Origin of the sequence: Peptoniphilus lacrimalis DSM 7455, from assembly GCF_000378725.1 — a bacterium.
Classification (GTDB): domain Bacteria; phylum Bacillota; class Clostridia; order Tissierellales; family Peptoniphilaceae; genus Peptoniphilus_A; species Peptoniphilus_A lacrimalis.
The window spans coordinates 170,169-188,427 of the sequence record NZ_KB900368.1; the positions used below are offsets into that span (position 1 = coordinate 170,169).

Genomic DNA, 18,259 nt, shown 5'->3' on the forward strand with positions numbered 1-18,259 from the left:
TATTATAAGAATTTAAGTGAGTTAAAATCACCAATTTCCAAATTATATTTTAAATATTTAGTCAAAATAAAAAATAAATACTTTTTTCTTCCTTCATCATAGATAAAGTCCTTATCTAATGAAGTATATAATAAATTGCGTAAGTAGTAAATATCTTCCTTAAAAATACTGTAAGAAGTGTAGGAATTTTTCGTAACAACACCACTTTCAAGGGAGAAAAAATTATTTTCAAAAACACTAAGAATCGGTCTGTATCCCATAAAAGACATAAACTTTAAAATAAAAGCCATGGTTTTAGCTAAGGGATCTTTGCTAGAGCATAAAATTCTTAAAATCTTTGACAAAAGGCGGTAAATATTATTTAAGCTAGAAGATTGCAAAGTTGATTTCTCTACAATTTCTAAAATAAGAGAGGCATAGCAAAGATTGGTAAAATTATTTCTCAGTTCATAGTTTGAATTTATAAGCCTACCACTTTTTATATAGTAAAAATTTCTGCCAGGTCTAAACAAATATAGACCCTCCACAAAAACCTGACTTAAACTCAAAATCGAAGACTTAGGACTGCATGAGCCCTTAGCCATTATAGAAATATTACCAAGCTCTTTAGTAAAAATTTTTAAAATCTTAGAGCTTTCACCATGTTTTCTTTCATAAATAACAATACCTTCAATAAAATCACTATTTATAGCCAAAACCCCTTACCTTATTATCATTATCTCGCCAATTTTTAGAAACCTTGACCCAAAGCTTTAAATTAACCTTAGAATCAAGCATATTTTCAAGTTCACGTCTTGCAGAAGTGCCTATTTTTTTAAGCATAGACCCGCCCTTGCCAATTACAATAGCCTTGTGGGAATCTCTTTCCACATAAATTACTGCATCTATATCATAAATCTCTTTATCTGATCTCATTTTAAATTTTTCAATACCAACGGCAAGACCGTGAGGAACTTCCTCCTGCAAAAATCTTAAACCTTTTTCTCTTATAATCTCTTCTGCTAAAAATTTCTCGCTCTTATCTGTAACATAGTCTTCTGGATAAAACATAGGTCCTGGACTTAAATTTTCTTTAATAACCTCAATGTATTCATCCACACCATCATTTTTCATGGCAGAAATAGGAATAATATGAGAAAAAATACCAATTTTATCATAAACTTCAATTATAGGAAAAAGCTCCTCTTTTGCAATTAAATCAATCTTATTTATTAATAAAATAATTTTTTTATCCTTTAATTTTTTAAGAGTATCAATAATACTTGAATCAAGCTTACCAATTTTTTTTGAAGTATCTACAATATAAGTAATTATATCGGCTTCAGACAAGGAACTTAAAGATTCATTAAGCATGAAATTCCCAAGCTTATTTTTAGGTTTTTGAATGCCCGGCGTATCTAAAAAAACTATCTGGCAATCCTTATCTGTATATATAAAAGAAATCTTTTCCCTTGTAGTCTGAGCCTTATTGGAAATAGCAGAAATTTTTTGCCCTATAAGGGAATTTAACATAGTAGACTTGCCTACATTAGCCCTACCAACAATAGAAACATAACCTGATTTAAATTCTTTCATTTGTCCTCCAAGTCCTCTGGTCCAAAAGCAAAAGGTAAAATCTCATCCATTGTGTGAACCCTATAATCTGTTAGGGAATTTGCAACAATAATCCTCGGATTTTTAGAAAATTCTTTTATAACCTGTCTGCAAACCCCACAAGGATAAGTATAGTGTGAATCTCCAACAACAGCAATTTTTTTAATCTCTCTTTTTCCATCGCTTACTGCCTTGAAAATAGCAGTCCTTTCCGCACAGTTAGTAGGAGTTAAAGACGCATTTTCAATATTTCCTCCACAATAAACGCTCCCATCTTCCATTTCAACAGCAGCTCCCACATTATAATGAGAATAGGGAGTATAAGTCATAGTATCCCTTGCCTTAATAGCAAGTTCAATTAATTTTTTATCATCCATTATCCAATCACCTTAAAAATAAAAATAGCCACACAAATTCCCAAAATCGACCCACTAATTACTTGACCCATTGTGTGAATCTTTCCTTCAACCCTAGACTCACCAACAAGAAAAGCCAAACCGAAAGAAGCAGTAGTAACAAGAGAATTTTCAGCTACCATAGAAATAATAGTTGCAGCACAAAAAGCAATTGCACAATGACCGCTCACTGCCCCACCTTGAAAATATGTGCCGCCATTTTTTTTAGCTAAAAGAAATTTGCCACCAATGGTGAGAGCGACAACCAAAAATAAACAGACAAAAGCCAAATGATTGTCAGAATTTTTTATTTTAAAAAGAAATAAATCGCCAACAGAAGCAAACTTTTCATAAAAAATAAGATATGCACAAACAATAGCATTAATAGCCGTAATAAGAACTGCACCAGCAGAAACATCCTTAACATATTTTGCTATAGGATTGTAGTCTTGAACCACAAGATCGACAGTCCTTTCAATAGCAGTGTTGACCATCTCTGCAAAAACCACAAGAATTATAGAAAAAAGAATAATCATAAATTCAATAGAAGAAATATTAAAAAACAAGGAAAAAATCACCACTAAAAGAGCCGTCAAATAGTGGAACTTCATATTTTTTTCAGTTTTAAGAACAGAAACAATACCTTGGATGGCATAGTTAAATGAAGAAATAAAATTAAAATTTTTCAAAATATCACCTATAGATTTTAAGTTTATCCATAATTTCCTTCTCTTTAGCCCTCATGATAATCCTATCTTCCTCTTCAATATGATCATAACCCAAAAGATGAAGGGTTGAGTGAACGCAAAGATATGAAAGCTCACGTCTGTTGGAATGACCAAACTCTTTTGCCTGTGACAAAACCCTAGCCATATTAATTACAATATCACCAAGAATAATTTTATCCTCATACTCCTCATCCATAGGAAAAGAAAGTACATCAGTAACCTTGTCAACATTTCTGTAATCTTTATTTAGATTTTTAATCTCATTGTCATCAACAAAAGAAACACTAACATAATATTCTTTATCAATATTACAAAGTTCAAGACTAGCTTCAACGGACATCTTAATAATATCTAAATCCTCATCGGAAATAGGAAGTACATCCTGTCTATTTTCAAAATCAATCATCTATTTTTTTCTTTCCTTATCAAATTTATCATAAGCTGCAATAATTCGAGCCACAAGAGGATGACGAACAATATCATTCTTGGTCAAATAAGTGATGCCTATCCCCTTAACACCATCAAGAATCTTAAGAACAGTTTTAAGCCCTGAAGATTTGCCACGAGGAAGGTCAATTTGAGTAATATCACCAGTAATAATAGCCCTAGAACCAAAACCAAGTCTTGTTAAAAACATCTTCATCTGCTCGTTAGTAGTGTTTTGCGCCTCATCAAGAATAACAAAAGCATTATCCAAAGTCCTACCTCTCATGTAAGCAAGAGGAGCAACTTCAATCAGACCCTTTTCCACATATGATTGGTAAGTATCGCCACCCAAAATATCAAAAAGAGCGTCATAAAGAGGTCTTAAATAAGGATCAACTTTATTTTGTAAATCTCCAGGCAAAAAGCCCAAATTTTCGCCAGCTTCAACAGCAGGTCTTGTCAAAATAATCCTATTAATTTCCTTAGCCTTAAAAGCACGAACGGCAAAAGCCATAGCAAGATAAGTCTTGCCAGTACCGGCAGGTCCTATGCCAAAAGTAATATCATTAGAAAAAATAGTTTCAATGTATCTTTTTTGACCCAAAGTTTTAGCCTTGATGGGCTTACCCATAGACGTATAAACCAAAGTATCATTTAAAAGCTCGGAAATAGATCTGGATTCATTTTTTTTAATAAGCTCAATAGAATAACGAACATCACTAAGAGTTAAACTATCCTGTTTTTTTAAAATTTCCAATAAATTATAAATTAAAAGTTCAGCATTCTCAACGCACTCTTGACTTCCGCTAATCTCAATCTTGCCAAGTCTGTCACGAACTTTAACATCAAAAGACTCCTCAATAAGTTTAATATTTTCATCTAATTTGCCAAAAAGAAGAGCCTCAGAATTAGAATTATTAATTTCAATAGACCTTATAATATTTCCCAAAAAATACCTCCCAAATTACTTAAATAATACCATAAATGAGGATTTTTTTCCATATATATGATTTAGGGTAAAATTAAACTCATATTCTAAATAAAATAAATTTTTGTTGACATAAATAAACACTTGTTCTATAATTCTACATGAGGCCTCAATAAAAAGGAGGAAATTATCGCGATAAATTTTTAAATATGAAATTAGAAAGGAAAACAAAAGAAAAAGACAAAGAAAAACAAATACAAGAAGAAAAAGAGGACTACGAAAAATTAAACGAACAGGTTAAACTAGCAATACTCGGAGATGGAAAAGCAAAATTAAAAGTAGTAGAAATGCTAAATCCCCTAATAGAATATTCAATAAAAAGGTACTGCCCCATCTATAAAGAATACCAAGACCTTTATCAAGATTCAGTTTTAATAGTCCTAAACTGTTTAGAAAACTTCGACCAAAAAAGGTCCTTCCCCAAATATGTCAAGTCATATTTGAAATATTTCCTACTAGATACCTTCAGATATTTGTCACAAAAACCCGACATGGACTCAAAAGACAAAGAAGGAGAAGATATATTAGAAAAAATAGAAGATAATATAAACATCGAAAAAGAATATGAAAGAAAATTAGAAAACATTGCTCTTACAAAAGCCATAAAAGAATTGCCACCAAGGCAAAGACAAATAATAGTCCTATACTATTTAGAAAATATGAGTATAAAAGAAATAGGTCTAAAAATGGCAATATCAAAATGGACAGTAGTATCAGCCAAGAAAAAAGCATTAAAGAAACTAAGGAGTAAAATAAATGATAATAGATAAAAGACTAATAAAATATAACTACCAAAACAGACAAGGAAATCTCATAAAATATATAGTGGTTCATGACACAGCAAACACAAACATATCAGCCGATGCCATAAACCATTACAGATACTTTGCAGGAGGCAACAGAAAAGCATCAGCCCATTATTTTGTAGACGATAAAAGAATAGTAGAAATAATAGAAGACGCCTACGCATCATGGCACTGTGGAGATGGAAGAGGTAAATATGGAATAACAAACAATAACTCAATAGGAGTAGAAATCTGCGTAAATTCAGACGGAAATTACAAAAAAGCCGTAGAAAATACCCTATCACTGGTAAGAGAACTTATGAAAACATACAAGGTCCCCATAAAAAATGTAGTCAGACACTTTGACGCATCAAGAAAAATCTGCCCACGCTCCATGTCAGAAAATAATTGGGCAAAATGGTGGGAATTTAAGGCAAAACTATAAAACCTTAAATACATATAAAACTGGGACTAAACAATAGTCCTTATTTTTTTTATTTTTTAAGGGACTGTCCCTTTCTTCCTTGACTTATTTTTTGTTTGGATTTTATTTTTTTAAGGGACTGTCCCTTTTTCTTCTCTTGATTTTGTTTTTCTTTATTTCGGGGGACTGTCCCTATTGGAACTGTCCCTTTTCTTCTCTTGATTTTGTTTTTCTTTAATTATTCCAGGGGAGTGTCCCTGTTAGGACTGTCCCTTTCTTCCTTGATTTTGTTTTTTTCTTCAATTTTTTCGGGGGACTGTCCCTGTTGGGACTGTCCCTTTTCTTCTCTTGATTTTGTTTTTCTTTATTTCGGGGGACTGTCCCTGCTGGGACTGTCCCTTTTTCTTCTCTTGATTTTGTTTTTTCTTTAATTATTTCGGGGGAGTGTCCCTGTTGGGACTGTCCCTTTTCTTCTCCTGATTTTGTTTTTTTCTTTAATTATTCCGGGGGAGTGTCCCTGTTGGGACTGTCCCCTTTTCTTCTCTTGATTTTGTTTTTTTCTTTAATTATTCCGGGGGACTGTCCCTGTTGGGACTGTCCCCCTCTTCGGGCTTGGCTTAAAAGGACAGATTCCCTTAGTGTTTTACACCATCACAATAAATATCCTTAGCCGAACAATTAAAGGGCAAGTTCAAATAATCTAAATACATAATTCTAGCCTTAGAAATATCAGCACTAAAAAAATTTAAAATATAATTAACATCAACAAAAGAATCACAATCACTAATATAAAACCTATGAGAAGTAAACATATTCATATATAAATCAGAAAGACCAGCTTTTTTGGGATTCAGATGAATATACTTAACAAGTTCAGTAAGATAAATGTCATCATTATATCCCTTAGATTTAAATCGTGATCCAAATACTCTGCCACTATGCTTGTATTTTTTATTGAAATAAAATGTATAAGATTGTTGAATAAACTTCATAATTTTGCTGAGATCTTCCCTCTTTGCTTTCAATAAAATATGTATATGATTATCCATAATAGCAAAAGCAAACACCCTAATATTTAACTCATCCCTAGATAATTTAATAAGATTAATATAATAATCCTTATCGCTTTTATCCAAAAAAATTTTTTCACGATTATTAGCCCTTGCAAAAACATGATAAATGTCTGTTTCAGAATACTCTATAGCACTTGTTGGCATCACATCACCTCTTTTAAATTATAACATAATAAAACTTTTCTTAATTTAATAATTTTTTTTTTAATTATTCGGGGGACAGTCCTAAAGGACAGACCCCCTTTATTTATTTTTTGAAAAGTTATAAGGGACTGTCCCTGTTGGGACTGTCCCTTCTTCCTTGATTTTATTTTTTTAAAGGACTGTCCCTATTGGGACTGACCCTTTTCTTATAATTCCCTTTTGTTCCCAATATATAATGACAACATATTGACAATACACGAATAAAACCCTATAATCAAAACAAAGGAGATGAGCCTATGACAAGCACAAATTTGAACATAAGAACAGATAAAGAAATAAAAGAAAAAGCTGAAAAAATTTACTCAAGCCTCGGTTTAAATATGACAACTGCAATTAATATTTTTTTAAGAGCAAGTATCAGAAAAAACGGAATCCCCTTTGATTTAAAACTCAATGTCCCAAATGACGAAACTTTAAAAGCAATAAAAGAAGCAAGAAAAATTGCAAAAGATAAAAATGTTCAATCCTATGACAGTATAGAAGAATTGAGAAAAGCCCTTGAAATATAAAATAAAATACACTAATAGATTTAAAAAAGATTTAAAACTTCTCAAAAAGCAAGGAAAAGATATAAATAAACTATTTTATATAATTGAGAAAATTGCAAAGGGAGAAACTCTTGAAGATAAATACAAAGACCATCTATTAAACGGAAACTATAAAAAAACAAGAGAATGTCATGTTGAATCAGATTTATTACTAATCTATGAAAAATATGAAGATATTTTAGTTTTAACCTTGGTTAGAACTGGTTCACACTCAGATTTATTTAAATAAATATAATAAGTAAAAAATTAAGCGTCTAAACCACTAGATGCTTAATTTTTTTGTTTCTTCTATTTAATCGGGGGACAGTCCGAGTCGTAAAATTCAACAAACAGTCAGGGACTGTCCCTTTTCTTACCTTAGTCTTAATTCCCTTAAATTTTTTCAAAAATTGAGTAACAACTTTTTCTTATTTTTCATATATATAATACAGGAGGTGAAAACAATGGCAAAGGTCAATGTTTCAAGAAAATTAAAAACTAAGTTAAACGCAGGTTTGGGAAAGAATGGCAAAGAAAGCTATAAAACTATTTCCCTTGACAGACTAGAAGAAAATGTTTCAACAGAAAATGCCTTAAAGGTTGGCGAGTTTATTGGTAAAATTGTCGACAAAAAGGTTAAGTCTGTAACTAAAGTTAGTGAAGAAGAAATCACAAGTGAACTATAAGAAAGGAGAATTAAATGAGTAAATCTTTAAGACTTGAATTTGAAGATCAAGAAGAAAACAAGGCGACTATAACCATAACTGACCCTAAAGATGGTTTAACTAAAGCGGATGCCAAAGAATTTGGAGATTTTTTAGTTAGCAATTCAATTGTTAGGGGCAAAAAAGCCAAATTAAATAAGTTTGATAAGGCTTTTATAGTCACTCGTACAGAAGTTGAATTAGTTTAAGGACTAAAAAATGATGGATGAACTTTTACAAAATATTGCCAACATCGGTTTTCCAATAGCTTTGTCGGCATATCTTTTGGTAAGGCTTGAAAGCAGAATGGAGGAGCTTAAAACCTCCATAATTAATCTCACAAAAGCGGTGGAAGAATTTTCCATTAAAAGGGATTAATTTTTTTACATAATTTTGGACTGGCGAGGGTTTCTTTGCTAGTCTTTTTTTGTTGCAGGAGAAAAGAAAAAAGGAAAGTAAAGAAAAAAGAAAAGGGACAGTCCCCGATTGACTGTGTAATTTGAGGGGGCCTGTCCTTAGTCGTAAAATTCAACAATCAACCTTCGCTTCGCTTGGTTTCTTGTGAATTTCTGACATGAGACCTGCCACAAAATCAAAGATTTTGGGCTAGGGCTTCAAGGACTGTCCCCCGAATGTGAATGAATTAAAAAAGAAAAAAATTGAAAAAAAGGGAAAGTCTTTGATTAAAAAATTAAGAGATTAAGAAATTATTGGGACAGTCCCGACAGGGACAGTCCCAAGAGAAAAAAAGGTACAGTCAAAAGAAAAAGTCAAAAAGACATTAATCTGCTTCTTTCTTTATTTTTTCCCAAACACCTTTAAATAGTTTAGTGAAACTTATTTCAACTTCATTTCTTAATTTTACGTAATTTTTTATATATTCATAATATGTATATTTCTTTACCTCATGAGTTTCTATTGACTCTATTTCAATTATCCCATCTTTTATAAGAATATCTTTATTTAATTCTTTTGAAAAAATATATTCATTGTAGTTTTCTATTGCATCTAGTGCTTCTTTATCATCTTTATCATCTTTATCATCTTTATCATCTTTATCATCTTTATCATCTTTATCATCTTTATCATCTTTATTATCTTTATCATATTCATGGTTAATGTTAAAAATAATCTTGTAATAAAGTTCTGTAACTTTATCCTTATCTTCTATATTTATTTTTCCATTTCTTGTGAGCTTTAAGTATTCTGATAAATTATTTTGTAACCTATGTAGCCACTTTATTCTCTCTTTGGTGACAATTTCTTTAAAGGACTTTTTTCTGTTGATGTTAAAGCCTTCAAAAACTCCTGCTGCTGTTATAAGGGCAGGTAATATTATCTTAAGGTTAGAAAGAAAATAATAAGTCCTTGTGTCTTCTTTGCAAGAAAGGAAAAGATAAATAAGAAGCAAAAGGAGAACGAAAAAGCATAAAAAATGTCTTAGAATGAATAGGATGAATGAATATATTATGCAATTTTTGAATGAATTTTTTATCCAATTATTGACTTTTTCGGGGACAGTCCCAAAGGGACAGTCCCCTTTGTTTGGGTTGTCTTTGGTGTTTTCAGTGGGACAGTCCCCTTTGTTTGGGTTGTTTTTAGTGTTTTTAAAATTATCTTGACTCATGTTAGCATCTCCTTAAGCTAATTATAGCAAATAAAGTTTTTGTGAGAAAGAAAAAAGGGAAAAAGAAAAGTAAAGAAAAAAAAGTTAAAAAAAGGGACAGTCCAAAAAAATCAAAAGAAATGGGACAGTCCTCAATTGACTGCAAGAAGAAATCAAAGAAAAGGGACAGTCCCAAAAGGGACAGTCCCTGATAATAGTCCTCGTTTGATGTGGGCTAGGGCTTCAAGGGTCAGTCCCTGATACTATAATGCCAAAAAACTTATATATGCAAAATACTTATATGTAAAAAGAAAAACTCAAGGTTTCCCTTGAGTTTTATCTTTAAATTAGCTTGAACTAATTATTTTAAAGTTACATTTACTACTTGAGTTTGTGGAGAAGTTACTCCAGAAACTGTAGTTTCAACAGTAACAGTTACTGGTACTGTTGTTCCTGCAACTGCTCCAATATCAGCAGTTGTTAATGCTTTGATTGTAACATTAGCTGGACGTGTTAAAGTAGCAAGCTTATCGTTTACTGCTTTAAGAATATTATCATTTTGATTACCTGAATTAACATCTTTTTTAGCTTCAGGTTTTAAAGCTCCAATTTGAGTTAATAATGTTGCAATTTCTGCATTCTTATCTGCAGCAGCTTTTTCTGCTTTCTTATCAGCAATAGCCTTTAGAGAATCTGTCTTATATTTACCATTAGCTAATTTAGCAACAGCTTCTTCAGCATCCTTAATTGCTTTTTCAGTAATAGCAGCACCTGATAGTGCATTTAATGTTGCTAATTTTGTAGAAGCATCAGTATAAAGAGCATTATAAGCATCTAATTCTTGAGTTAATGCATCTTTTTTAGCTAAATCTTCAACTTTATCAATTTCATCTTCAACTGATTTTTTAGTAGTTGCAGTAGGATCAGCTTTAAATTTGTTTAATTGATATCTAGCATTCTTTTCTGCTTGAGTCATATCAGAATTAACTTCAGCTACTTCAACTGGCTTATTAGTAGCATTATATCTGAAGTCATAAGCAGTTTGAACACCCTTATCAGTGTAAACATAATCTACTTTGAAAGCAAACATATCTGCTTTTCTAGCAAATGTAGCTAATTTTTCAGCAACAGCTTTATTTACTCTGAATAATGTTGGACCGCTCATAGCATCAGCATCTAATAGATCTCTTTCAACGTCAATAACAACATTTGAATACAAACCGTCAACTGGTCTAACTTCAATAATTTTACCAACTCTTTGTTTTGCGTTAACCATTGGAAGAACGCCTTTGATAGATCCTTCAAGAGCTGTATCTTTTGGTAAGATAGAAATTATTTCAGCTACGTTATTAGCTTTATCTGTTTTGTGATTTTCAACTCTAAATTGAATTACAGAACCATTTTCTAACTTATTAAGTTTAGTGAAGATATCTGCATCTCTAATATCAAGAGTTGTATAGTCATTATATCTGTCAACGATTCTTAATTCATCATCGTTTGCATATACAACTTTAACTACTGGATATTTTACAACATCTGAGTGGTCAATCTTGATAGTAGCTTCTTGATTTGATCTCCAACCTAATACTTCGATTACATCATAAAGATCTCCATCATAATTGAATGGGAATCCGAATGTATTCATAGCATTATCTCTTTCAAATCTCTTACCATCAGTATTTTCAACTGTAGTAATGTAATTTGATCTAGTAGTGTTTATTACTCTGTAAAGATCTCCACCTTGTTCTTTAGAAACAACGTTAAATACTATAACCTTAGCAGTGTGTTTTTCAGTTCCAACTCTAAGTTCTCCGTATGTTGGGTTAAGGCTTGAATTGTCATAACCTGCATATACGTTTGGAATTCTGTATCCATTGTAATTTTGGAATCCGATTAAAGAAAGAGCTTCGTTAATTCCAGAAACCTTCTTCATAATATTGTTGTATGGGTTAGCTACATAAACTTCAGTGCTGTCTTTAATAGCTAAATCAATACCAGTGTTATTTGAGAAGTGGAATTTAATAGTCTTTGCAGAAGTTTTGTCAGAATTGAAAGCAATTGTTACATAAGATTTTAAATCCCTTGTATCTTTATCCTTTAGTGTGCCAATAGCTTTATAATTATAAGTTTCTGCAGTGTTTTCAGCAACACCCTTCCAAACATCGTTAGGTGCTTTTGTACCTTCAAGAGAATTTACTGCCAATTGTTCTGGATCACCAAGTACAAGAATGTGAGTTACTTCGTTCTTGTCATTAACTAAAACTCTTACTAGAGAACCTAAATAATAGTTTTGGTTTTGCATTAATCTAACAAGTACAACATTGCTTCTCTTTTCAAGACTGTTTACAAATACTGTTTTTTCAGTAATTTTGTATTCTTTAGAAGTATCTTGGTTTAGTTGTAATTTGTTATTATTTAAATCAGAAAGGATTCCTCTAACTTCGTTATTTGGAACTTGTTTGAATTCTTTCATAGCAAATAATGCATTATAAACCATTGTGAAAGCGTCAGCTCTTGTTGCGAATGCGTTAGAATCTTCGATTTTTACATCTTCTAAGATTCCAAGTTCTTTAGCCCATAGTAACCAACTTGTTGCCCATTTAGCATTTTTAACCATATCTTCTGTTAAATCTTTTTTAACTAGAACAACTAACATTTTTGCAAGTTCTGCATATGTTACGTTTTGATCTGGTTTGAAAGATTTGTCAGGATATCCTGCTAGCATAGCAATCTTGTTAGCATCTGATGGTCTAGTAGTACCAACAGAGATAACTCCGTTTGCCCAGTGTTTAGTGTCAACATCTGTGTAAAGTTTCATTGCACCTTGTAGTGAATTAGCTAATTCTTCATTACCGTTAGCTAATACTAAAAGTCTTGTGATTTCAGCTCTAGTGATATTTTTGTCATATCCCATAGAACCATCTTCGTAACCTTTAACAAATTTCTTGTCAACGATGTATTGGATTTTGTTATCTTTTCCAACAATCTTTTCGACTTTTTCGCCAGCTTTTGGAGCTTCTTTTTTAGTTTCTTCAACTTTAGCATCCTTTTTTGCTGGTTCTTCTGTTTTTTCGGCTGCGAAGACACTTGTGAATGTTCCAAGTACCATAACTAGTGCTAGTACTAAGGAAATTACTTTTTTGTTCATAGTCTTGCGACCTCCTTAAAAAAATTTTTGTAGACTCTACAAAAGTCTTGTTTCGGATAAACCGAACAGAGGTGCAATTAAACGTCCTTGCGAATATTTAATTGTCATTTTCCTCTTTACAAATACTATTATACACTAAATTTTGTAAAGTAAAGTTACGTTTATATTACAAAAATTTGATGTATGAAACATTTAAGAAATATTTTTAATATTTATAAGTGCTTTTGTATTTGTTATATGAATTATAGCAGATTGAATTTATAAATGTCAATTTTTTATTAGCTATTGAACTTATTAGTAAAGTAAGTTGGGGTCCTTTGTATTTATTTTTTATATGATGTATGGGAGTTTTCTTAAAGTTTAGGGATTTTTTAAATTATATGGATTTTTTATTTTGATATTTTTTAATTCTTATAAATTTTATGTAAAGAACTTGAAAATTATAATTTTTCATGATATAATAAATAAGGTCATGGCGACATAGCCAAGTGGTAAGGCACGGGTCTGCAACACCCTTACCGCCGGTTCAAATCCGGCTGTCGCCTCCATCTTTTTGCTTAGTTTTTACTAAGCTTTTTTTTTTGCTTTTTTTGACTTTTTCCTTATTTTTACTTTAATTTAATTCGGGGGACAGTCCTAGTCGTAAAATTCAACAATCAGCCTTCGCTTCGCTTGGCTTCTTGTGAATTTCTGACATGAGACCTGCCACAAAATCAAAGATTTTGGGCTAGGGCTTCAAAGGACAGACCCCCTTGTGATTATATGGATATATTTTCTTATAATTTTGATTATTTTGGTGCAGGAAAGGGGACTTGAACCCCCACGCAAAATTGCACATGCTTCTGAGACATGCCTGTCTGCCAATTCCAGCATTCCTACCCTTTTTCCATTAAAATGATATGATAATTTTTTATTATTGTCAAATTTTTATAAGCTTTTTTATTTTTTATTTTAGTTTTTCAATATAAAAAATTTACACTGTTAAAATCTCATCTTCAAATGAGCTTTGACATTGTAAATTTTTAAGGTTTTTTACTTTTCTTTAGTATTTATTTGTAGTGCTTTATCATATATTTCTTCTAGGTCTTTTAGGTCAAGCTTATAGTCTTTGTTGCAGAAGTAACAATTTATGCTTGCTTTTTTGTCTTCTTCTATTATTTCTTTTATTTCTTTTGGACCTATTGATATAAGGGCATCTTTTACCTTTTCTAGGGAGCAATTGCATTTGTAGGATATTTCTTTTTTCTCCAATATTTTTACATCAAAACCTTGGCTTATTTTTTCTAAGAGATCGTAAGCGTCATAGCCTTGTGCCACCAGGTGGCTGATTGATTTTAATGCTTTTAGGTTTTCTTCTAGTTTTCTTATCTCTTCCTCTCCTGCTCCTGGCATCATCTGAATTATAAAACCTGCTGATGCTTTTATTGTTATATCTTTATCGACTAAAACTCCAAGACCAACGGCTGATGGCACTTGGTCTGATTTTAAGAAATAATTGGCAAGGTCTTCTCCTATTTCTCCTGAAATCAGGGGAACTGTGCCGTGATAAGGTTCTTTTAATCCATTATCTATTGTTATTGTCAATAGACCCTTTCCCACTAATCCCCCTACGTCAAGTTTTCCTGTTTTTTTATTTAGGGGTAAATCTTCTTGGGGGTTTGCTATGAAGGCTTTGATATATCCGTCATTTTTTCCTGTTACTATGATATTTTTTGCTGGACCATCTGATTTTATATTAAAAGTTATGGTGTCTTTTGGATTTTTTAGCCACGATGCCATAATTGCTGTTGCTGTTAGGCTTCGTCCTAGTGCTGCTGATGCTGTGGGGCTGGTGTTGTGAATTTTTCTTGCCTCTTCCACTAGATCTGTTGTTATTGCCAGGGCAAATCTAACTTTTTCTTCTTTATCTATTGCCTTTAAAATGTATCCCATTTAACCTCTTTTCTTTACTACATAGACTAATCTGTCTGCTTTTTCTATTTGTTTTGAATTTTTATAGTCTTTATATATTTCTATTGATTTAAAACCGACTTGTTCTAGTAATGATTTTACTTTTGGACTCGGATATGCTCTTTCTAAGTGTTCTTCATAAAATCTTCTGTATAAATCTTCTTTTTCTTCTACAAAAAAGTTGACACAGTAGTGGTTTATGCTCTTATTTTCATCGAAGTAATTTTCCCATGAGTAAAATATGTCATCTATCTCATCTACATATGCCCTATCCATGTTTAAAAATTTTTCTTTGGTGTTCATATCGAATATGAAAATTCCATTATCTTCAAGGGCTTGGTAAACACATTTAAATGATGAAAGTAAGTCTTCTTCTTTTAATAGATAATTATATGAGTCGCACAGACAAAGAATTGCATCATATTTATTTAGGGTTTCAAAATTTACCATATCTGCCTTGAAGAAAAATACATTTTTTACCTTATTTTGAGCTATGCTTAACATATTTTCAGATATGTCAAAGGCGTGAAGGTGGTATTTTTCCCCTAAGATTTTTGTAAAATTACCAGTTCCTGCTGCCATCTCCAATACTTTTATCTTCCTATCTCCTAAGATATTAAATAAAAATTCTGAATTTTCTTTGTAGGGAAAATCATACATTAATTTATCGTAGACTTGGGCAAATTCATTATAAATCATTTTTTTCAAGTTCTTCTAAGATTTTGCTCAAAACTTCTGATGAATTTTCATGAAATACAATATCTGCATGGTGATCATAGGGTGTTGGGCTTTGGTTTATTATGATTAAATTGTCTGCATATCTTGGGAGCATATTTACTGGTGATACTGTAAGGGATGTGCCGACTACTATTAGGGTATCTGTGTCTTCCATCTCATCTATTGCATCTTCAAAATCTTTGGGCATCATATCTCCAAACATTACAACATTTGGTCTTAAAGTTCCTCCGCAGGTGCATTTGGGAGGAATTTGACCCTGGTCTACTTTTTCTTTTAATAATTCAAAGGGATATGTTTTGCCACAGTCCATACAGTGGATGCCACGAGTTTCTCCATGAACTTCATATATATTTGAGCTTTGTGCCTTGTAGTGAAGGTTATCTATATTTTGTGTTATTATTCCCTTTATCAGTCCCATTTTTTCCATCTTGGCAAGGGCTAGGTGACCTTTGTTTGGTTTCTTACTGTTTAGGTCGAGAAGAATTTTGTAACCTTCCTTATAAAATTTTTCAGGCTCATTTAATAGCCTATCTTTTGACAAGCTCCTTACGGGATCCATATCTTTATAATATCCGTTTTTTCCTCTGAAATCGGGTATGCCTGAATCGGTTGAGATTCCTGCCCCTGTTAGTGCCATAACTTTTGATGAATTTTTTATCAATTGGCACGCTTGTTTTATCTTATCCATTAGTCCTCCTTAAAAAACAATGTAATAGTATATTATATATAAAATTACAAGACCTAATATTGGTACAAAATTAAATAAATCTATGCCTTCAACTTGCCTGTAAACTAAACGGCCTTCTTTATTTTTCAAACTTTCTTTTTTGAAATGTTTAAACAAGAACTTAAGTAATATTGATGATATTATTGATATCAGAATTAAAAGAATGATGATAAATAGTTGCAGTGAGCCGATTTCCCTTGCGATTTTTGTCTGCCATAGAAGTTTAAAAAAGTCATCTCCCACATATCTTGAAAATAAAACTGCTATAACATTATTTGTAAAATGGGCAATAATTGCTGCATATATAGAGTTTGTCAAATTCAAAATATTTGCAAAAAGTATGGCTAGCAAAAGTGGTGCCATAAAGTTTTGTATGTCGAAGTGGAAGAGGGCAAAAACAAGTGATGACATAAGGATTGCAAATTTTGAGCCGAATATCTCATAGGCATTCATTACTGTTGCTCTGAAAAAGACTTCTTCACATATGGCTGGAACTATACAATAAAATACAAGGTAGTTATACATAGATGTGTCTAGGGTTATAAGCTGATGGGTGCTGTTTTTAAATTCCATTACACTAGAAAATAATGACATGAAAAGTCCATTTAGAAGTAAAATAATGGGATAGGCTAGTATAACTATTGTTATTGTAAAGAAAATATCTTTGAGAGAAATTTTATTTAATCTCAAGATTGATCTTGTGTAACCTGTCCTTGCAATTAAAAGTGCTGGTAGGAGTACAATCAATAGTTCTGTAATAAGCTGACCAAAAAAGTCATATTTTTTCTGTATGTCGAAACCTATTGTCAGAAAAACTATGGCTAGTATTAAAATTAGGGTGTTTACTGAAAGTACATTCAAATACTTTTTCTTATATTTTCTTATTTTTTCACTCATAGCAATATATATATGGTATGTTTCTGTAGTATTTGCCGTAATTTAATCCGTATCCAACTATAAATAAGTCATCTATTACAAAGCCGACATAATCTGATTTTATATCAACTTTTCTTCTTGATGGCTTGTCTAAAAGTGTAACTGTTTTTATTGATAGTGGATTCTTTTCTCTCAGATGGTTTTGGACATAATTCATTGTGTATCCCGAATCTAAAATATCATCAATGATTAATATATTTCTGCCACGAACTTGGGAACGGACATCTGAAATTATATCTACAATACCTGCTGATTTTTCTTCATCTCCATAGGATGAAGTTGTGATAAAGTCTATCTCAATTTTTTTGTCTGTGTAGTTACTAATCTCTCTTATAAGGTCGGCTGCAAAAATAAATGAGCCTCTTAAAAGGGAAATTGCAAGCAAGTCCTCTCCTTCTATATCCTTGGCTATATCTTTGGCAAGGCTTTGGACTTTTTCTTTTATATCTTGTTGTGTAAAAAGAATTCTCGTGTTATTTTTCATATATCCTCCATTTCTTATATTATAACAAATGAATAGATAATTTCCATTAACTAATTGCCTTGGGTAGTTATTTTATATATAATTGAAATTAAGGGAAGGTGATGATGGGTGTTAGACAAAGATATTGCAAAAAATAAGCTTATTATTTTGTATATTATAAATAATTTTAATCATGAATTGGAAGAAAGTGAACTGAATTTTTTGGTTCTCAATATGGAACTGTTCAACTATTTTTACTTTAAAGAATGTCTTTGTGATATGGAAACTTTTGGTCTTATTTTATTTGATGATAATAAAAAATATTATCTTTCAGAGATTGGTAAAAATACCCTTGATACCTTTATAAAGGAAATTCCTCAAGATTTCTTGGATAAGCTTAACGCTTACAGAGATGATTTTACTAAATATTTGAGGGACAAAAATTCTTTAAAGATAAATATTTTTAAGGAAGATGATTCTTATTATTGTAAACTTGCCATTAATGATGGCGATATATGTGTTATGAATTTGAAAATTGAAGTTGCAAATAAAGATATGGCAAATATTATTTCTGAAAATTTTAAGAAAAATCCACAGATAATTTATAAAAAAATTCTTGGAATTTTGATGATGGAGAATTAATGATTGATAAGGGAACAGGGACAGTCCCAATAGGGACAGTCCCTAATTTTTGTGTTTGATGATGGAGGAATAATGATTGGGAAAGATAAGGGACAGCCCCAAGAGGGACAGTCCCTGATTTTTGGTGTTTCGTTGAGGGGACCTGTTCTTTGAAGCCCTAGCCCAAAAACTTTAATTATGGACAGTCCCTGTTTCAGAGGGG

General features: G+C 31.6%; 22 protein-coding genes and 2 tRNA genes. 9 read left to right on the forward strand and 15 right to left on the reverse strand.

The features are described 5' to 3' along the window. Positions 1-2: 2 nt before the first annotated feature. The 6 genes from recO to F594_RS0102360 are packed head-to-tail and all read right to left on the reverse strand — an operon-like array spanning position 3 to position 4,091. On the reverse strand, positions 3-695 hold the full coding sequence (recO, locus tag F594_RS0102335; RefSeq protein WP_009345278.1) for a DNA repair protein RecO: 693 nt from the start codon (positions 693-695) through the stop codon (positions 3-5). After that, positions 682-1,575 carry a GTPase Era gene (era, locus tag F594_RS0102340; protein ID WP_019034400.1) on the reverse strand — a complete coding sequence of 298 codons (894 nt, stop codon included), beginning with the start codon at positions 1,573-1,575 and terminating at the stop codon, positions 682-684. Before era ends, recO begins: the two co-directional genes overlap by 14 nt. Then, positions 1,572-1,970, reverse strand: coding sequence for a cytidine deaminase (locus tag F594_RS0102345; RefSeq protein WP_004824865.1), 399 nt, complete (start codon positions 1,968-1,970; stop codon positions 1,572-1,574). The genes era and F594_RS0102345 overlap by 4 nt, the downstream gene beginning before the upstream one ends. Then, on the reverse strand, positions 1,970-2,677 hold the full coding sequence (locus F594_RS0102350) for a diacylglycerol kinase (protein ID WP_019034401.1): 708 nt from the start codon (positions 2,675-2,677) through the stop codon (positions 1,970-1,972). Before F594_RS0102350 ends, F594_RS0102345 begins: the two co-directional genes overlap by 1 nt. 4 nt (positions 2,678-2,681) lie before the next feature. Beyond that, a complete protein-coding gene (gene ybeY, locus F594_RS0102355) occupies positions 2,682-3,122 on the reverse strand; it encodes an rRNA maturation RNase YbeY (RefSeq protein WP_019034402.1) in 441 nt (146 codons plus the stop codon). Further along, positions 3,123-4,091 carry a PhoH family protein gene (locus F594_RS0102360; protein WP_004824818.1) on the reverse strand — a complete coding sequence of 323 codons (969 nt, stop codon included), beginning with the start codon at positions 4,089-4,091 and terminating at the stop codon, positions 3,123-3,125. Positions 4,092-4,279: 188 nt separating this feature from the next. Here F594_RS0102360 and F594_RS0102365 point away from each other — a divergent pair, with 188 nt between their 5' ends. Then, positions 4,280-4,900 (forward strand): sigma-70 family RNA polymerase sigma factor, encoded by a 621-nt coding sequence (locus tag F594_RS0102365; protein ID WP_019034403.1) that lies wholly within the window; start codon positions 4,280-4,282, stop codon positions 4,898-4,900. Then, positions 4,887-5,360, forward strand: coding sequence for a peptidoglycan recognition protein family protein (locus tag F594_RS0102370; RefSeq protein ID WP_019034404.1), 474 nt, complete (start codon positions 4,887-4,889; stop codon positions 5,358-5,360). Before F594_RS0102365 ends, F594_RS0102370 begins: the two co-directional genes overlap by 14 nt. A 614-nt stretch (positions 5,361-5,974) precedes the next feature. Here the strand turns inward: F594_RS0102370 and F594_RS0102375 are convergent. Next, positions 5,975-6,556: a transposase gene (locus tag F594_RS0102375; RefSeq protein WP_019034405.1), complete on the reverse strand. Its 582-nt coding sequence runs from the start codon at positions 6,554-6,556 to the stop codon at positions 5,975-5,977. Positions 6,557-6,852: 296 nt separating this feature from the next. On the opposite strand from F594_RS0102375, the gene F594_RS0102380 reads away from it, so the two are divergent. From F594_RS0102380 to F594_RS09495, 5 genes are all read left to right on the forward strand, one after another. Beyond that, positions 6,853-7,125, forward strand: a complete 273-nt coding sequence (locus F594_RS0102380; protein ID WP_019034406.1) for a type II toxin-antitoxin system RelB/DinJ family antitoxin — start codon at positions 6,853-6,855, stop codon at positions 7,123-7,125. Beyond that, a complete protein-coding gene (locus tag F594_RS0102385; RefSeq protein WP_019034407.1) occupies positions 7,115-7,393 on the forward strand; it encodes a type II toxin-antitoxin system YafQ family toxin in 279 nt (92 codons plus the stop codon). The genes F594_RS0102380 and F594_RS0102385 overlap by 11 nt, the downstream gene beginning before the upstream one ends. A 214-nt stretch (positions 7,394-7,607) precedes the next feature. Continuing rightward, positions 7,608-7,829 carry a DUF1659 domain-containing protein gene (locus tag F594_RS0102390; RefSeq protein WP_019034408.1) on the forward strand — a complete coding sequence of 74 codons (222 nt, stop codon included), beginning with the start codon at positions 7,608-7,610 and terminating at the stop codon, positions 7,827-7,829. 14 nt (positions 7,830-7,843) lie between these two features. Next, a complete protein-coding gene (locus tag F594_RS0102395; RefSeq protein WP_019034409.1) occupies positions 7,844-8,056 on the forward strand; it encodes a DUF2922 domain-containing protein in 213 nt (70 codons plus the stop codon). A gap of 13 nt (positions 8,057-8,069) precedes the next feature. Then, positions 8,070-8,225, forward strand: a complete 156-nt coding sequence (locus F594_RS09495) for a YvrJ family protein (protein ID WP_004824710.1) — start codon at positions 8,070-8,072, stop codon at positions 8,223-8,225. Positions 8,226-8,628: 403 nt separating this feature from the next. Here the strand turns inward: F594_RS09495 and F594_RS0102405 are convergent, their stop codons facing one another. Both F594_RS0102405 and F594_RS0102415 read right to left on the reverse strand, forming a co-directional pair. Further along, on the reverse strand, positions 8,629-9,258 hold the full coding sequence (locus F594_RS0102405; RefSeq protein WP_248612680.1) for a hypothetical protein: 630 nt from the start codon (positions 9,256-9,258) through the stop codon (positions 8,629-8,631). A 556-nt stretch (positions 9,259-9,814) separates the two neighbouring features. Then, entirely contained in the window at positions 9,815-12,601 is a 2,787-nt protein-coding gene (locus F594_RS0102415) for an S-layer homology domain-containing protein (RefSeq protein ID WP_019034413.1), read from the reverse strand. Between the two features lie 474 nt (positions 12,602-13,075). On the opposite strand from F594_RS0102415, the gene F594_RS0102420 reads away from it, so the two are divergent. Beyond that, positions 13,076-13,149: transfer RNA gene (locus F594_RS0102420), tRNA-Cys, on the forward strand. A 246-nt stretch (positions 13,150-13,395) separates the two neighbouring features. On the opposite strand, the gene F594_RS0102425 is transcribed toward F594_RS0102420, so the two are convergent. The 6 genes from F594_RS0102425 to hpt form a co-directional block, all read right to left on the reverse strand. Continuing rightward, a tRNA-Leu gene (locus F594_RS0102425) sits at positions 13,396-13,480 on the reverse strand. A 153-nt stretch (positions 13,481-13,633) separates the two neighbouring features. Then, positions 13,634-14,533: an Hsp33 family molecular chaperone HslO gene (hslO, locus tag F594_RS0102430; RefSeq protein WP_019034414.1), complete on the reverse strand. Its 900-nt coding sequence runs from the start codon at positions 14,531-14,533 to the stop codon at positions 13,634-13,636. Then, positions 14,534-15,250, reverse strand: a complete 717-nt coding sequence (locus F594_RS0102435) for a class I SAM-dependent DNA methyltransferase (RefSeq protein ID WP_026302287.1) — start codon at positions 15,248-15,250, stop codon at positions 14,534-14,536. Beyond that, positions 15,240-15,977, reverse strand: a complete 738-nt coding sequence (locus tag F594_RS0102440) for an SIR2 family NAD-dependent protein deacylase (protein WP_019034416.1) — start codon at positions 15,975-15,977, stop codon at positions 15,240-15,242. The genes F594_RS0102435 and F594_RS0102440 overlap by 11 nt, the downstream gene beginning before the upstream one ends. A 9-nt stretch (positions 15,978-15,986) precedes the next feature. Then, entirely contained in the window at positions 15,987-16,913 is a 927-nt protein-coding gene (locus tag F594_RS0102445) for a CPBP family intramembrane glutamic endopeptidase (RefSeq protein WP_004826345.1), read from the reverse strand. Further along, positions 16,906-17,436 (reverse strand): hypoxanthine phosphoribosyltransferase, encoded by a 531-nt coding sequence (hpt, locus tag F594_RS0102450; protein ID WP_019034418.1) that lies wholly within the window; start codon positions 17,434-17,436, stop codon positions 16,906-16,908. Before hpt ends, F594_RS0102445 begins: the two co-directional genes overlap by 8 nt. Positions 17,437-17,544: 108 nt before the next feature. Here hpt and F594_RS0102455 point away from each other — a divergent pair, with 108 nt between their 5' ends. Next, complete coding sequence (locus F594_RS0102455) at positions 17,545-18,057, forward strand: DUF4364 family protein (protein WP_019034419.1); 513 nt, start codon at positions 17,545-17,547, stop codon at positions 18,055-18,057. The last annotated feature ends 202 nt before the right edge of the window (positions 18,058-18,259 follow it).

Bases quoted from the DNA above. Each gene is read 5' to 3' on its own strand.
- F594_RS0102415 (WP_019034413.1), bottom strand. From the start codon at position 12,601: ATGAACAAAAAAGTAATTTCCTTAGTACTAGCACTAGTTATGGTACTT.
- hpt (WP_019034418.1), bottom strand. From the start codon at position 17,436: ATGAAAAATAACACGAGAATTCTTTTTACACAACAAGATATAAAAGAA.
- F594_RS0102395 (WP_019034409.1), top strand. From the start codon at position 7,844: ATGAGTAAATCTTTAAGACTTGAATTTGAAGATCAAGAAGAAAACAAG.
- ybeY (WP_019034402.1), bottom strand. From the start codon at position 3,122: ATGATTGATTTTGAAAATAGACAGGATGTACTTCCTATTTCCGATGAG.
- F594_RS0102435 (WP_026302287.1), bottom strand. From the start codon at position 15,250: ATGATTTATAATGAATTTGCCCAAGTCTACGATAAATTAATGTATGAT.
- F594_RS0102365 (WP_019034403.1), top strand. From the start codon at position 4,280: ATGAAATTAGAAAGGAAAACAAAAGAAAAAGACAAAGAAAAACAAATA.
- F594_RS0102380 (WP_019034406.1), top strand. From the start codon at position 6,853: ATGACAAGCACAAATTTGAACATAAGAACAGATAAAGAAATAAAAGAA.
- F594_RS0102375 (WP_019034405.1), bottom strand. From the start codon at position 6,556: ATGCCAACAAGTGCTATAGAGTATTCTGAAACAGACATTTATCATGTT.
- F594_RS0102390 (WP_019034408.1), top strand. From the start codon at position 7,608: ATGGCAAAGGTCAATGTTTCAAGAAAATTAAAAACTAAGTTAAACGCA.
- era (WP_019034400.1), bottom strand. From the start codon at position 1,575: ATGAAAGAATTTAAATCAGGTTATGTTTCTATTGTTGGTAGGGCTAAT.
- F594_RS0102370 (WP_019034404.1), top strand. From the start codon at position 4,887: ATGATAATAGATAAAAGACTAATAAAATATAACTACCAAAACAGACAA.
- F594_RS0102345 (WP_004824865.1), bottom strand. From the start codon at position 1,970: ATGGATGATAAAAAATTAATTGAACTTGCTATTAAGGCAAGGGATACT.
- hslO (WP_019034414.1), bottom strand. From the start codon at position 14,533: ATGGGATACATTTTAAAGGCAATAGATAAAGAAGAAAAAGTTAGATTT.
- F594_RS09495 (WP_004824710.1), top strand. From the start codon at position 8,070: ATGGATGAACTTTTACAAAATATTGCCAACATCGGTTTTCCAATAGCT.
- F594_RS0102445 (WP_004826345.1), bottom strand. From the start codon at position 16,913: ATGAGTGAAAAAATAAGAAAATATAAGAAAAAGTATTTGAATGTACTT.
- F594_RS0102440 (WP_019034416.1), bottom strand. From the start codon at position 15,977: ATGGATAAGATAAAACAAGCGTGCCAATTGATAAAAAATTCATCAAAA.